The sequence below is a fragment of the Caballeronia sp. AZ10_KS36 genome (assembly GCF_023631105.1).
Lineage (GTDB): Bacteria > Pseudomonadota > Gammaproteobacteria > Burkholderiales > Burkholderiaceae > Caballeronia.
On record NZ_JALQDQ010000037.1, the window covers coordinates 366,173 to 379,625 of the forward strand.

A 13,453-nucleotide genomic window follows, 5' to 3' on the forward strand; every position below is an offset into this window, starting at 1 on the left:
CTCGATGCCCGCCGACTTCGGCGGGCTCACAAGGATGGCCTAGGCGGCAAAACGGTCCGAGCGATAAGGGTCCAATAGGCTGACCGTCGCGCCGTCGAGCAATTCGGTTGTGATGAGCTGCGACAGTGCGGCGGCAAGACTGATGCCTGCATTCGTCGTGATGGAAAGCACGCCTGGCAACGCTTCGTCACGGCTCACGACGGGCAGTCCGTCAGCGGGAATGACGCGCCGCGTTTCGGTGACTTTCTCGACAACGGCGTTCTTCAAGCCCGGAAGCACTCGCGCCGCTACACGTACGAGTTCTTCGGGGTCGGGCGTGCTCGGATCGCCAACGGGCGAACCCGAGAAGTGCTTTGCGATTACCACGCGACCGTCGATGCGCTGGATCGCGTGAACATGCGCGCCAAGAATCACCGAATCGAAAATGCGTGGCAACGGCCCGAGATGAACGACGCTCCCTGTGCTGTGAACGAGCGGGGCCTTAAGCCGCGTACCTTCGACGAGTGCCGGGTTCTCGATGCCGCCCGCGAAGATAAGAACATCGGCATCGCGCTTGCCGCGCTCACTCTGTATCACATAACCGCTGCCTGTCTTCGAGAAGCCTCGATACGCATCGTGTGGGGAGTACTCAGCCCCGCGTGCGACCGCAGCTTCGAGCAACTTCGACGTCAGTTGCACCGGGGACATCATTCCTTCGTCGGGCGTGTACAGGATGTCTGTCTCCGCTCCCGGTTCGAACCCCGGCTCTATCTCGCGTGCCTCGGCCGCGGTGACGCGGTGCGTCGGGCTGCCCCAGCGCTGGCGCCGGTCCAGTTCAGCCGCGAGTTCCAGTGCTGCCTCAGTGCCGGGCTCGGCACTCTGAATGCACCCCGACCAGCGGATCGGCAGACCGTCGATTTCGCTTTGCAGGTAACGCCAGCGCAGATGCGACAGTCGATGCAGATTGAAGTAGTGCTGCGCATCACGCTCGCCGAGCGAGTCCGCGTTGCGGAACTTCGTCTGGTTCGTTATCCACGCGAATGATCCCGACGTGGCGCCTTTAGCGACTTCGTTCTTGTCCAGCACGGTGACGCGCGCGCCGCGCTTCACGAAATCATAAGCGAGCGTCGTGCCGATAATGCCAGCGCCGACGATTACGACTTTAGGTGCGGAATTCATAGAGATTAGCTGTGAGTTGCTGTGACTGTAAGTTGCTGTGACTGACGTGCCTTGGAGATGTACGGCGTAGAGATGTACGGCGTCCCTGCGCATCAGCTGCGAGCTTCTCTTCGCTGCAGTGAGCGTTCGCCGACGCTCGTTTCCCCGCCCTGAGTGTTCACCGCGCCAAGCGACGCGTTACGTGTCTCGGGAGCCATGCGAACGGATACAAGCAGGCCGATCAGGCTGATCCCGCCCGCGATGAGCAGCCCAGTAGCGCTTCCAAAGCGCACGAGCACTGTAGGCAGAAGGAATGTTCCAGCCGCGGCGCCTATGCGGCTCGCAGACATCGCGAGTCCCATGCCGGTTGCACGAAGATCAGTCGGGAAAACCTCATTCGGGTAGATGAATTGCAGCCCGGAACCGGCAGCTTCGGCCACGGTGAAGAGAATGAACAGACCGATTGCAATCGTGCCAATGCTCGACATCGGCGTCGCCAGAAGAAAGAGTGCGAGCGTTGCAAGAACGAACGATGCGAGACAAAGCGTGCGCCTGCCGATGCGGTTGACGACGAACATGCCGATTGCAGTTCCGACGATCGCAAACGAAATGATCACGAGCGATCCGGCGAGCGGCTGCGTTACCCCGAGCGACTGCAACAGCATCGGCTGAAAAGTTTTGATTGCAAAGGAAGGCGCGATCTGACACATCCAGAAGATCGAGCAGAACAGCAGCATACGTCCGTAGCCCCGCGAAAGCAGTTCGCGGATTTTGGACAATCCCATGCCACGCCGGGTAGTGCTAACGCGTGTTTCGGCAACGAGCGCATCGAAGTCGACGAGCGGCCCAAGATGTTGTGTCACGATACGACGGGCCGCCTCTACGCGTCCTGCGGAGATCAGCCATCGCGGCGACTCGGGGATGTTGAGGCGCAGCAATAAGAAAACCGCCGAGGGGATAGCAGCACTTGCAAGAACGTAGCGCCATACGCCGCTTTCGCTGCCATTGATGATTAAACCCGTTGCAAGGCTCAGGGTGTATCCGACCCAGAGCAAAAGAACGAGACTCGCGAGCACCGGCCCGCGGAGCTTCCGTGGCAGGAATTCAGCTGCGAGTGCGGTCGCAATGGGATAGTCCGCCCCGAGCGCAACCCCCATAACGAAGCGAAGGACAAACAGCGTCGTCATGTCATGCACGAACAGGTGCGCGAGTGAACAGATAACGAATACAGCAAGATTCAGCACATACATCTTCTGGCGGCCGAAGCGGTCCGTCATGGGTCCGAAAACCACGCCGCCGAGGAACATGCCAATGAGACTCGACGCGCCGATCAGGCCGATCTGGACCGCGCTTAGAGCAAGGTCCTTGGCTATGAACGGCAGCGCTACGACGATGATCCCTAGCAGGTAGCCGTCACAGAACGGCCCGCCAGCCGCCACGATGGCAATCCTTTTATGGAAGCCGTTCGTAGGTAATTCTTCGATGCCGACGAGTGCCTTTGCCATACGCGCGTCTCCAGACGTTATCGAACCAGTACGAAACTCTTTCCTGTTCGACTAAGCTAAGGTCGGGCACAATATCGGTCAACGTCGGAATTTATTTATCAAATATCGAAGGGCTCGATATGCTGTTCAGCGAGGAGATCAATACTTTCCTGGCGGTGGTGCGGTCGGGGAGTCTGCTTCAGGCGGCCGAGATCGTATCTACGACACAGTCGACGGTCTCCTATCGCATCCAGTCACTGGAGCGCCGGATAGGGCAGCCTCTGTTGCGGCGCTCGAGGGGAGCGCGGGGGATCTCACTGACCTCCGCAGGTGAGCGTTTTCTCGACATCGCTGAACGGTGGAAGATGCTGGAAGTGGAGGCCGAGCAACTTCAGGCCAACCAGGTTCGGCACCTTGCTGTCGGTTCGGTGGACGCCGTCGCAATCAACGTGCTTCCCCCGTTTGTCGCTGCGCTCCGCGATGCGACACCGCCCGTCCGACTGCACATGGAAAGCTCGCGCTATTTCCAGCTTGCGAACCGCGTCGCTTCTGGCCACTTGGACGTGGCCTTCACTCTGACGCCATCCGACCACGTCGATCTCGTTGCAACGAAGATCCGCGACTACGCGATGCTTGTGGTCCATGCTTCGTCGGGGACGGTCCCGTTGCCCGAGGCTCTCGACATGGCGGATCTCGATCCATCCCGAGAAATTCATTTGCCGTGGTCGCCTCAGTTCGACTTATGGCGCGTTCGGCGCGGGTTGTTGCGGCACGTGAACTGGGTCGAGAAAGCACATATGTTGGCGCCGATGTTGCGAAACGGAGCTTGGGCCGTAGTACCCAGTTTCTTGGCGAAGCCATTGGTCAAGGAAACCGGATGTACGGTCCATCAGATCGCGTTGGATCCGCCCGATCCGATTTCCCTATTCATGATTTTGCGTAAACACAGTATGGATGCCACTGCAGAACAGCAGCAGCTCATCGAGATGGCTCTCGCTGCCGTGACATGACTGAGGCGACAAATGGAGTCAGACGACGAGGATGTATCTCTCGGCAATACTGGCTTTGGCGCTTAGCTGCTTCGTCTTGCCGGCGCTGCCGGTACGGTCTGTCACGCTCATCTTCTTGGGCAACGCATCTTCCCCAAGCTCCGGTTGAGGGAGGCGGCCTTCAAAGCGCCTCCGTCACCGCACGTAGAAACTGCTGCGTCCGCTCATGCTGCGGCGCGGAGAAAAACAATTGCGGCGGCGCCTGCTCGATAATCTTGCCTGCAGAGAAGAAGCAGACGCGATCCGCGAAATCCCTGGCGAACCCCATTTGATGGGTCACCATGAGCATCGTCAGGTCATGCTCCGCGCCAAGACGGCGGATCACACTCAGCACTTCCCCACAGAGTTCCGGATCGAGCGCAGAGGTCACTTCGTCGAAGAGCATGACCTTCGGACGCATTGCAAGTGCGCGGGCAATGGCAACGCGCTGCTGCTGCCCGCCCGACAGCTGTGACGGATAGTGGTTGCATTTCTCTTCGAGGCCGACCATCGACAAGAGTTCGCGCGCGCGTTCGGTGGCTTCTTTTTTCGACAGGCCCAGTACGCTAATCGGCGCCTCTATGGTGTTCTGCAAGGCCGTCATATGAGGGAAGAGATTGAAGCTCTGAAACACCATGCCGATCTTGCTGCGCACCTTGCGAACGTGCCGCGGCGACGCGGGTGTCAGCTTTCCATCGCGCATTTCATGGGTCAGCGGTTCGCCATCGACTTCGATGACGCCATCGGTCAGCGGATCGAGCGTCATCAGCACGCGCAGCAGCGTGGATTTTCCCGAACCGCTCGGCCCGATGATTGCCACTTTCTCATTGCGGGCAATGTCGAGGTCGAGGCCATCCAGCACGGTCAATGCGCCATAGCGTTTCGTCACGTTCCGAAAGCGCACGATCGGCGCGTCGGCATTGGCGCCGGCCGCTGCGCCAAATGCGGGGTCGAGGTCTCGTTTCATCTGCTGCTCCTGAAGATCCATTTCCGTGCGCCGTCCGCCGGGTTCGAGTGTTCAGCACGCGTCGCGTCCTGCATCACGGCAAGCGCACGCGTCGTTCGAGGTGACGCACGCCCGAGGCGAAGGTCACGCTGATGATGAGAAAGAAGATGCCGGTCATGGTGATCGGCTCCAGATACCGGAAGGTCTCCGAGCCGATATTCTTCGCCTGCTGCATGAGTTCCACGACCGTGATCGCGGATAGCACAGGCGTGTCCTTGAACATCGCGACGAGATAGTTCCCGAGCGCGGGAATCACCGGACGTATGGCCTGCGGAAGAATGACGCCGCTATACGTGCGCCACGGCGAGAGCGAGAGCGCGCACGACGCTTCCCATTGCCCGCGCGCAACTCCGTTCAGCCCCGCGCGATACACCTCCGACACGTAGCAGGCGTAGTGAACCGCAATGCCGATCGTCCCGGCTGTCAGCGCCGACATCGTCAGGCCATAGAGCGGCGCCACATAGAACAGCACGTACACTTGAATCAGCAAGGGCGTGCTGCGTATGAACTCGATGAAGAAGGCCGTGGTCCTTGCAACGGGCGCCATGTCGCTGCGCCGCAGAATGGCGAGCACGAGGCCCAAAACCAGCGCAATGGCGAAGCCCACCAGCGTGATGCCGATGGTGTATGTCGCTGCGCGCGCGAGTTCGGGGAGGATATGCAGTGCATATTTCACATCGAACAGTTGGCTGATGGTGGTCATGACGCGGCCCTCGGAACGGCACGACGCACCGCCACGTGACTGCTGACACGTCGCTCGAAATAGCGCATCACGGTGGCGATGATCTGCGCAAGCACGAAGTAGATGAGCAAGGTGAGCCCGAAGATCTCGGCGGTCTTGAAGGTCGCTTCGTCGAGCTGGCGCGCGCGGAAAGTCAGATCGGACAGCGTGATGAGCGACACGAGCGACGTGCCTTTGAGCAACTCGATCATCAGATTGGTCGCGGGCGGCAGTGCATTGATCATCGCCTGAGGCAGCACGATCCGGCGCAGCCTTGCCGATGCCGGCATGTTCAGTGCAAGCGCCGCTTCATACTGCCCGCCCGGGACCGACCGCAATGCGCCGCGCAAGATCTCGGAACCGTACGCGCCGTAATGCAGGCCAAGCCCGACGATCGCGACCGTGAACGGCGTCAACTTCAGGCTGAACGGCGGCAGGGGCAGAACGAAGAACAGCCAGAACAATTGCACGAGCAGCGACGTGCCGCGAAAAATCTCGACATAGGCGTTGCCGGTCCATCTCAGCAGCCGGCATGGCGCGGCGCGCATCACAGTGGCGACGCTCGCCATGATGATCGCGAGCAGGATACTGAAGATGGCGATCTGGATCGTGACGAGCGTGCCCTGCATCATCAAGGGCAGAAGCTCATTGAGGTCACTCATGACATTTCCTCGCTCATGGATTCAAGCGGCACGCGCCTCGATGCCAGAGTCAGCCGGCGCAGAGTTCGGGTGCTTTCTTCGTTGTCAGATTGGACTTGTCGAAGCCGAACGGCGCGACCGTCTTCAGATGATCGTCCGTGCCGAGCCACGCATGCAGTTCCTTGTTCACGGCATCACGCAAGTCGGTGTCTTCGGGACGGAAGGCTAGCGCGCCATAACCGGTGTGCTTAGGGTCGTCGTTGAACTGGCCGATGGCTTCGACTTGCGGTCCACCCTTCGAGGCAAGGCCTTTCATGGTCAGCGCGGTGCCGACAGCGGCATCCGCCCGGCGAGCGCGCACGGCCTGAAGCTGCGCGGTCGTGTCGGGCACCTGCAGAATCTGATCGTCCTTGATGCCGGCTTCGCGCGCATAGCCGAGTTCCGCTGTTCCCGCCATCACCGCGAGCTTCGCGTCCGGTTGCTTCGCGACATCCGCATAGCTGTGGAGCTTCTTCGGATTGCCCTTCATGGTCAGCAGCGTGTCTGGAATCTGGTACTGCGGGTCAGCGAAAGCAACCTGCTTGCATCGTTCCGGCGTGATGTACATGCCGGCCGCGATTACATCGAAGCGGCCCGCCTTGAGACCCGGAATCAAGGCGCCCCATTCGGTGAGCACCGCATCGACCTTCTTGACGCCAAGTTTGGCAAACACCTTCTTGGCGATCTCGGGCGATTCGCCCGTCACCGTGCCGTCGGCTGTCGTGAAGGCAAAGGGTGTTTCGTTCGCGTAGCCGATGCGGACTTCGCCCGTGCGCTGAATGCGCTGCAGCGTCGTTTCAGCGCCTGCGCTCGCCGCATAGCCCGTGAAGCTCGCCATTGCGACGCAAGCCGCTACCAGAATGCCAGACAGTCGCTTCGTCTTCATATTAATCCCGTTCGTATGGTGTCTTAGCTTGCAGAAATGAGGCCGCATGACGTCGCGATATGGGAGAAAACCCTTAAGCCTCAGGTGCCTGAGACCGCCTTGCAACGCAGCCACGAACGCAGAATACAAAGCCATATATATGTTCCGATTGCTCTAGGACAATTATTTTCCAGGGTAGTTTTGCGCCACTATTGGGCACGTGCGGAAACTAATCGGGCATCGAGGGAGCAGCGACGTGAACGGACGATGGCGCGACGCCGTGCGCAGCGTGCAGGGCGTGCAATCGAAATACAAGCGGCTCGTCAAGGCCATGGCGGCGGACATCGAAAGCGGCACGCTCGCTTCGGGCGCGCGTCTGCCGCCGCAGCGCGACGTGGCGGCGGATCTGAAAATCAGTGTCCAGACGGTCACTAACGCCTATAAGGAATTGGAAAGGCAAGGCCTGATCCGATGCGAAGTCGGACGCGGTAGCTTCGTCACGGCGCGCGTGACGGAGACCATGTCCAAATACATGCTCGATACCGCCGAGCGCTCCGTGGTCGATTTTTCGATCGCGCGTATCGTCCACACGCCCGAGCACGATGCGATGTGGCGCAAGGTCTGCGCGACCTTGTCGACCATCGAAGACCAACCGTGGATTCGCGCTTTCAGGCCCATTGCCGGGTTCGAGAACCATCGCCAGGCGGGCGTCGAATGGCTCGCGACGCTCAACATGCCGGCGAGCGTCGACTCCTTGCTCGTGACCAACGGAGCCGCGCATGCCATTTTCCTGGCGTTGGCATCGACTGTCGGTCCAGGCGATACCGTGTTATGCGAAAGCCTCACGGATCACGGTGTCATCGGCTCCGCAAACGTCCTGGGGTTTACGCTCAAGGGTCTGGAAATCGACGAGCACGGCATACGGCCCGAACATTTCGAAGAAGTCTGCGACAGCGAACGTGTCAGCGCGCTCGTGTGCACGCCGACGCTGAACAATCCTACCGTCGCGCTGATGCCTGACGCGCGCCGCCGTGCGATCGCGCGGATCGCCGAGCGGTATGGCGTGTATGTCATCGAAGACGATGTATACGGCGCGCTGCTGGCCAAGACGCAGACGCCCATTGCGAGTCTCATTCCCGAACTCGCGTTCTATTGCACCAGCATGACCAAGTCCGTGTTGAGCGGTCTGCGTACGGGCTTCATGACCGTGCCGCGCCGTCTTGCGTTGCGCGCCGAAAGCGTGCTGCGCGTGAGCTGCTGGATGGCGACATCGCCGATAGCGGAAGTCTCCTCGCGCTGGATCATGGACGGCACGGCGCAACGTCTCGTGGATATCCAGCGCGAACGGCTCGCCTCACGTCAGGGCGTCGTACGCGAGTTGCTTGGGGAATATCTGCTGGGCAGCCATCCGAATGCATTGTCCGCATGGCTGCGCGTACCGGGCGAATGGCAAGCGGAGCGCATCACGCGCGAATTGCGCAACCGGAACATCGCGGTCACTTCGCCCGATCCGTTTCTCGTGCGCGGCGCCGAGCGGCCCAATGCAGTGCGCTTGTGCGTCGGCGCGGAAGTCGGTGAGCGCACGTTCCGCATGGCCGTCGAAACGATGCGTGAGGTCTTCGAACAATATCCGCACGTGCACGATTTCAATTGAACTAGGACATTCGAAATCGATTTTTTAGGACATTAGACTCGGTTGCATCGATCAACGAACAGCAACCAAGCCGATATGTCCGCACTTTCGCTCGCCGATGTCTATCGCGCTCGCCAACGCATTGCAGGGCGGGCGCTCGTCACGCCGCTCGTGCAGTCGGCGTCGCTCAGCGAAGTGGCGGGCGTGCCTGTGCATCTCAAGCTCGAAACGCTCCAGCCCACCGGCAGCTTCAAGCTGCGAGGCGCGACCAACGCGCTCGCGCAGATCGCCGATGAGGGATGCAAGCGCGTCGTGACCGCATCCACCGGCAATCACGGCCGCGCCGTCGCGCATGCCGCGCGCGCACTCGGTATCGAAGCGGCAGTGTGCATGTCCTCGCTGGTGCCGAAAAACAAGGTCGATGCGGTCGCTGCGCTCGGTGCGCGCGTCGTCATCGCCGGCAAAAGTCAGGACGATGCGCAGCTCGAGGCGCAACGTCTTGCACGCGAGGAAGGCTATGCGTTCGTGCCGCCTTTCGACGATGCGCGCGTGATCGCGGGGCAAGCGACCATCGGCTTGGAGATATTGGAAGCGTTGCCGGATGTCGCCGCTATCGTGGTGCCATTGTCGGGCGGCGGATTGTTCAGCGGCGTCGCGTTGGCGGCCAAGCGCATTCAGCCGGCGACAGAAATGATCGGCGTGTCGATGCAACGCGGCGCGGCCATGCATGCCAGTCTGAAGGCAGGCGCGCCTGTTTATGTCGATGAACTGGAAACGCTCGCCGATTCGCTCGGCGGCGGCGTCGGCCTCGATAACCAGCATACCTTTGCCATGACCCGCGAGTTGATCGACCGCGTCGTTCTGCTCGACGAGGTATCGATTGCCGCCGGCATTGCGCACGCATATCGCCAGGAGCGGCTCGTCGTCGAAGGGGCGGCGGCGGTCGGCATCGCAGCCGTGCTCGATGGCGATGTGCGTTCACGAGGGCCCATCGTGATCATCGTCAGCGGCTGCAACATCGATATCGACACACACCGCCGTCTGATTGGAGCTGCGTGAATTCCATGTCCGCCCTCGACCGATCCACTCTTCTGCTCTCGCAAGCGCAACTTCGCAAGCTCGTGCCGCTCGACCGCGATGCGATCGCGCAGGTCGAGGCCGCGTTCCGTTCGCTGGCCACCCAAGCGGTTGTCATGCCGCCCGTCCTGCGTCTCGACATTGCACGGCACGCAGGCGAAGTGGACGTAAAAACCGCCTATTTGCCGGACTTTTCGAGTTTCGCCATCAAGGTGAGTCCGGGGTTCTTCCATAACCCCTCGCTGGGACTGCCGAGTCTGAACGGTCTGATGCTGGTCTTGTCCGCGCAGACGGGACTGACCGAAGCGGTGTTGCTGGACAACGGCTATCTCACCGCGGTACGCACCGCGGCGGCGGGCGCGGTGGCCGCGCGATGGCTCGCGCGTCGCGATGCGAAGCGTGTGGCGATCATCGGCGCCGGAGAACAGGCGCGCTTGCAACTGGATGCGCTGCGTCTTGTGCGCGAGATCGAGCATGTGACCGTGTGGGCGCGTGAGCGCGACCACGCAGCGCAATACGCACGCGAATGCACGGGTCTGCCGTGCGATGTGGCCGATACGGTCGGCGATGCGCTCGAACACGCCGATATCGCCATCACGACGACGCCGACCCGCGAGCCGCTGATTCATGCACGCGATCTGCATCCCGGCTTGCACATCACCGCGATGGGTTCGGATGCCGAGCACAAGAACGAGATTGCGCCCGACGTGTTCGCGAAGGCACTGTATGTTTGCGATCGCGTCCAGCAAACGCGCGTGCTCGGCGAACTGCATCACGCCATCGCAGCAGGCGTGGTCGAAGCCGATGCATCGTTCGCGGAGCTCGGACAGGTCATCGCGCAACAAGCGCCCGGCCGTACGAGCGACGAACAAGTCACCCTTTGCGATCTGACCGGCACCGGCGCGCAGGACACCGCCATCGCGGCGCTTGCGCTGCAGCGGGCGCGCGCTGCGAAGGCAGGCACCATTTTCCACAACGACGTGACGCTCTGAGAGACGGGACGATGTCCGAAATCAAGCAACAACGAGAAGGCGAGGCGCCTGCGGTACGCCTGCCGTTCGAGCGTAGCGAATACGCTGCCCGCATCGCGAAGACGCGGCGCGCGATGGAGACGGCGGGCATCGATCTCTTGATCGTGACCGATCCGACCAATATGGCGTGGCTGACGGGCTACGATGGTTGGTCCTTCTACGTGCATCAGTGTGTGCTGCTCGCAACCGATGGCGAACCCGTCTGGTACGGACGCGGGCAGGATGCCAACGGTGCGAAGCGCACGGTGTTCATGGGGCACGACAACATCGTCGGGTACCCGGATCACTATGTGCAGTCGCAGGTGCGCCATCCGATGGATTACTTGTCCACTGAAGTCATCGCGGCACGGGGCTGGGACAGAAAGCGCATCGGCGTCGAGATGGATAACTACTACTTCAGCGCGAAGGCCTATGCGTCGCTCAGACAGCATTTGCCCGCCGCTACATTCGTCGATGGGACGGCGCTCGTCAACTGGCAGCGTGCAGTGAAATCGCCGCAAGAGATCGAATACATGCGCGTGGCGGCGCGCATCGTCGAGAAGATGCACGCGCGCATTCTCGAGAAAGTCGAGCCGGGCATGCGCAAGAGCGACCTCGTGGCGCACATCTATGAGGCGGGCATCACCGGTATCGAAGGCCACGGCGGCGATTACCCCGCGATCGTCCCTTTACTGCCGACCGGCTCCGATGCGGCGGCCCCGCATCTTACCTGGGACGACTCGCCATTTTCGGCTAACGCGGGCACGTTCTTCGAGATCGCCGGCTGCTTCAAACGCTATCACTGTCCGCAGTCCAGAACCGTTTATCTCGGCAAGCCGCCCAAGCATTTCATCGATGCCGAGAAGGCCGTGATCGAAGGCATCGAAGCGGGCCTCGCTGCGGCGAAACCGGGGAACAAGACCGAAGATATCGCTCATGCGTTCTTTGCCGTGCTGCGCAAATCGGGCATCGAAAAAGACAGCCGCTGCGGCTATCCGATCGGCGCAAGTTATCCGCCGGACTGGGGCGAGCGCACCATGAGCTTGCGTCCCGGGGACAAGACTGTCCTCGAACCCGGCATGACGTTTCACTTCATGCCGGGCCTATGGCTCGACGACTGGGGCCTCGAAATCACGGAAAGCATCCTGATTACCGATACGGGCGTCGAAACCTTCTGCAATACGCCCCGCAAATTGTTCGTGAAGGAGTAGCACGATGCGCGCGTCACCGATCAGTCCGACCGTCGACTTCGACGCCGACGGTGTTCAGCACGGTTTCCTGAAGTTGCCGTATTCGCGCAACGATTCGGCATGGGGCGCAGTGATGATTCCCGTTACTGTCATCAAGCGCGGAGATGGACCGACTGCGCTGCTCACGGGCGGCAATCACGGCGACGAGTACGAAGGGCCGATCGCGCTATCGAAGCTCGCATCGACGTTGAAGGCAGAGGACGTGAACGGCCGGGTCATCATCGTGCCGTTCATGAACTACCCCGCGTTTTGTGCAGGCACACGCACATCGCCGATCGATGCAGGCAATCTCAATCGCAGCTTCCCCGGCAAAGCCGACGGCACGGTGACGGAGAAGATCGCCGATTATTTCCAGCGTCATCTATTGCCGCTCGCGGACTACGTGCTCGACATTCACGCGGGCGGCCGCACGCTGGATTTTCTTCCATTCGCTGCCATCCACGTATTGGAAGATGCGGCACAGCAGGCGCGCTGCGAGGCCGCCATGCGCGCGTTCGGAGCGCCATATTCCATGCGCATGCTGGAACTCGACAGTTCCGGTCTTTACGACAGCGCGGCGGAAGAAGCAGGCAAGGTGTTCGTGTCGACGGAACTGGGCGGCGGCGGTTCGTCCACGGCAAGAAGTGTTGCCATAGCAGAGCGCGGCGTCCGCGGGTTCCTCGCTCAGGCGGGTATCGTCGAAAGGCAGGCGGCTAAATGCGGCGAAGCGCGCACGACCACGCTGCTGGATATGCCCGACGCGAGCTGCTTCACCACGAGCGAACATACGGGCCTGCTGGAGATGTGCCGCGATCTGGGCGACATGGTGCAAGCGGGCGACGTACTCGCGCGCATTCATGGCACCGCGCGCTCTGGCGCGGCGCCCGTCGAATACACCGCGAAGCGCGCCGGAGTGCTCGCGGCGCGTCACTTCCCCGGTCTCGTCCAACTGGGCGATACGGTAGCGGTCGTCGCCGAGATCGTCGAGCGCGATGTTCCTGTTCCCGCGGCGTGATGAAGCTCGACCGATACGATCTCGCGATTCTGCGCATCCTCGCGCGGGATGGCCGCATGACGAAATCCCGTCTTGCAGAAGAGGTGAATCTTTCGGTCTCGCCTGCGTGGGAACGTGTCAAGAAGCTCGAGGAAAGCGGTCTCGTCAAAGGCTATCGCGCCGACATCGACTGGACGGCTGCCTTCAAAGGCAGCCGTATCGTCGTGGAAGTGTCGCTCTTGCGCCATACCGCCCACGACATGCGCCGCTTCGAGGAGCGGGTCAGCGCGGCGCCCGAAATCGTGCAGTGCTATGCGACGGGCGGCGGCGTCGATTATGTGCTGCATGTCGTCTCGCGGGACATCGATCACTATCAGCGTTTTATCGATTCGTTGCTGGTCGAAGAACTCGGCATTGAACGTTACTTCACCTATATCGTGACCAAGGTGGTCAAGAACGTGGCCGAAGGTCCACCCGACTGGGCTGAAGAGGTGCTCTGAAAAAACAGCAGGCAGATGGCCAAGCAAACAGAAAAAACATCAACGGAATAGCGTCGAAACGAAAAATTCCGGAGCGTCTGAAGCCTAAA

At 61.1% G+C, this 13,453-nt stretch carries 13 protein-coding genes; 7 read left to right on the forward strand and 6 right to left on the reverse strand.

Features of this window, described 5'->3' with window-relative positions; genetic code table 11:
- Window positions 1-39: 39 nt before the first annotated feature.
- On the reverse strand, window positions 40-1,158 hold the full coding sequence (locus NCR35_RS24100; RefSeq protein WP_250536544.1) for an NAD(P)/FAD-dependent oxidoreductase: 1,119 nt from the start codon (window positions 1,156-1,158) through the stop codon (window positions 40-42).
- Window positions 1,159-1,250: 92 nt separating this feature from the next.
- A complete protein-coding gene (locus NCR35_RS24105; RefSeq protein ID WP_250536428.1) occupies window positions 1,251-2,642 on the reverse strand; it encodes an MFS transporter in 1,392 nt (463 codons plus the stop codon).
- Between the two features lie 119 nt (window positions 2,643-2,761).
- Here NCR35_RS24105 and NCR35_RS24110 point away from each other — a divergent pair, with 119 nt between their 5' ends.
- Complete coding sequence (locus tag NCR35_RS24110) at window positions 2,762-3,631, forward strand: LysR family transcriptional regulator (RefSeq protein ID WP_350029226.1); 870 nt, start codon at window positions 2,762-2,764, stop codon at window positions 3,629-3,631.
- 160 nt (window positions 3,632-3,791) lie between these two features.
- Here the strand turns inward: NCR35_RS24110 and ehuA are convergent, their stop codons facing one another.
- From ehuA to ehuB, 4 genes are read right to left on the reverse strand one after another with little or no spacing between them, the layout of a single operon-like run.
- Complete coding sequence (gene ehuA / locus NCR35_RS24115) at window positions 3,792-4,637, reverse strand: ectoine/hydroxyectoine ABC transporter ATP-binding protein EhuA (RefSeq protein WP_502801717.1); 846 nt, start codon at window positions 4,635-4,637, stop codon at window positions 3,792-3,794.
- Window positions 4,638-4,689: 52 nt separating this feature from the next.
- Window positions 4,690-5,358: an ectoine/hydroxyectoine ABC transporter permease subunit EhuD gene (gene ehuD, locus NCR35_RS24120; protein ID WP_244851045.1), complete on the reverse strand. Its 669-nt coding sequence runs from the start codon at window positions 5,356-5,358 to the stop codon at window positions 4,690-4,692.
- Complete coding sequence (gene ehuC / locus NCR35_RS24125; RefSeq protein WP_250536430.1) at window positions 5,355-6,038, reverse strand: ectoine/hydroxyectoine ABC transporter permease subunit EhuC; 684 nt, start codon at window positions 6,036-6,038, stop codon at window positions 5,355-5,357. The genes ehuD and ehuC overlap by 4 nt, the downstream gene beginning before the upstream one ends.
- A gap of 49 nt (window positions 6,039-6,087) precedes the next feature.
- Window positions 6,088-6,942: an ectoine/hydroxyectoine ABC transporter substrate-binding protein EhuB gene (gene ehuB / locus NCR35_RS24130; RefSeq protein ID WP_250536431.1), complete on the reverse strand. Its 855-nt coding sequence runs from the start codon at window positions 6,940-6,942 to the stop codon at window positions 6,088-6,090.
- A gap of 235 nt (window positions 6,943-7,177) precedes the next feature.
- On the opposite strand from ehuB, the gene ehuR reads away from it, so the two are divergent.
- From ehuR to NCR35_RS24160, 6 genes are all read left to right on the forward strand, one after another.
- On the forward strand, window positions 7,178-8,575 hold the full coding sequence (gene ehuR, locus NCR35_RS24135) for a MocR-like ectoine utilization transcription factor EhuR (RefSeq protein ID WP_250536432.1): 1,398 nt from the start codon (window positions 7,178-7,180) through the stop codon (window positions 8,573-8,575).
- 75 nt (window positions 8,576-8,650) lie between these two features.
- Complete coding sequence (gene eutB, locus NCR35_RS24140) at window positions 8,651-9,613, forward strand: hydroxyectoine utilization dehydratase EutB (RefSeq protein ID WP_250536433.1); 963 nt, start codon at window positions 8,651-8,653, stop codon at window positions 9,611-9,613.
- Between the two features lie 5 nt (window positions 9,614-9,618).
- On the forward strand, window positions 9,619-10,623 hold the full coding sequence (locus NCR35_RS24145; protein ID WP_250536434.1) for a cyclodeaminase: 1,005 nt from the start codon (window positions 9,619-9,621) through the stop codon (window positions 10,621-10,623).
- 11 nt (window positions 10,624-10,634) lie between these two features.
- Window positions 10,635-11,852, forward strand: a complete 1,218-nt coding sequence (gene doeA / locus NCR35_RS24150) for an ectoine hydrolase DoeA (protein ID WP_250536435.1) — start codon at window positions 10,635-10,637, stop codon at window positions 11,850-11,852.
- 4 nt (window positions 11,853-11,856) lie between these two features.
- The gene (gene doeB / locus NCR35_RS24155) at window positions 11,857-12,885 is read left to right on the forward strand and encodes a N(2)-acetyl-L-2,4-diaminobutanoate deacetylase DoeB (protein ID WP_250536436.1); all 1,029 of its coding nucleotides are present in this window, start codon (window positions 11,857-11,859) and stop codon (window positions 12,883-12,885) included.
- A complete protein-coding gene (locus NCR35_RS24160; protein ID WP_250536437.1) occupies window positions 12,885-13,364 on the forward strand; it encodes an Lrp/AsnC family transcriptional regulator in 480 nt (159 codons plus the stop codon). The genes doeB and NCR35_RS24160 overlap by 1 nt, the downstream gene beginning before the upstream one ends.
- Window positions 13,365-13,453: the final 89 nt, after the last annotated feature.

Coding starts and splice junctions, on each gene's coding strand:
- ehuC (WP_250536430.1), bottom strand. CDS start 6,038: ATGAGTGACCTCAATGAGCTTCTGCCCTTGATGATGCAGGGCACGCTC.
- NCR35_RS24160 (WP_250536437.1), top strand. CDS start 12,885: ATGAAGCTCGACCGATACGATCTCGCGATTCTGCGCATCCTCGCGCGG.
- NCR35_RS24105 (WP_250536428.1), bottom strand. CDS start 2,642: ATGGCAAAGGCACTCGTCGGCATCGAAGAATTACCTACGAACGGCTTC.
- eutB (WP_250536433.1), top strand. CDS start 8,651: ATGTCCGCACTTTCGCTCGCCGATGTCTATCGCGCTCGCCAACGCATT.
- NCR35_RS24100 (WP_250536544.1), bottom strand. CDS start 1,158: ATGAATTCCGCACCTAAAGTCGTAATCGTCGGCGCTGGCATTATCGGC.
- NCR35_RS24145 (WP_250536434.1), top strand. CDS start 9,619: ATGTCCGCCCTCGACCGATCCACTCTTCTGCTCTCGCAAGCGCAACTT.
- ehuA (WP_502801717.1), bottom strand. CDS start 4,637: ATGGATCTTCAGGAGCAGCAGATGAAACGAGACCTCGACCCCGCATTT.
- ehuD (WP_244851045.1), bottom strand. CDS start 5,358: ATGACCACCATCAGCCAACTGTTCGATGTGAAATATGCACTGCATATC.
- NCR35_RS24110 (WP_350029226.1), top strand. CDS start 2,762: ATGCTGTTCAGCGAGGAGATCAATACTTTCCTGGCGGTGGTGCGGTCG.
- doeA (WP_250536435.1), top strand. CDS start 10,635: ATGTCCGAAATCAAGCAACAACGAGAAGGCGAGGCGCCTGCGGTACGC.
- doeB (WP_250536436.1), top strand. CDS start 11,857: ATGCGCGCGTCACCGATCAGTCCGACCGTCGACTTCGACGCCGACGGT.
- ehuB (WP_250536431.1), bottom strand. CDS start 6,942: ATGAAGACGAAGCGACTGTCTGGCATTCTGGTAGCGGCTTGCGTCGCA.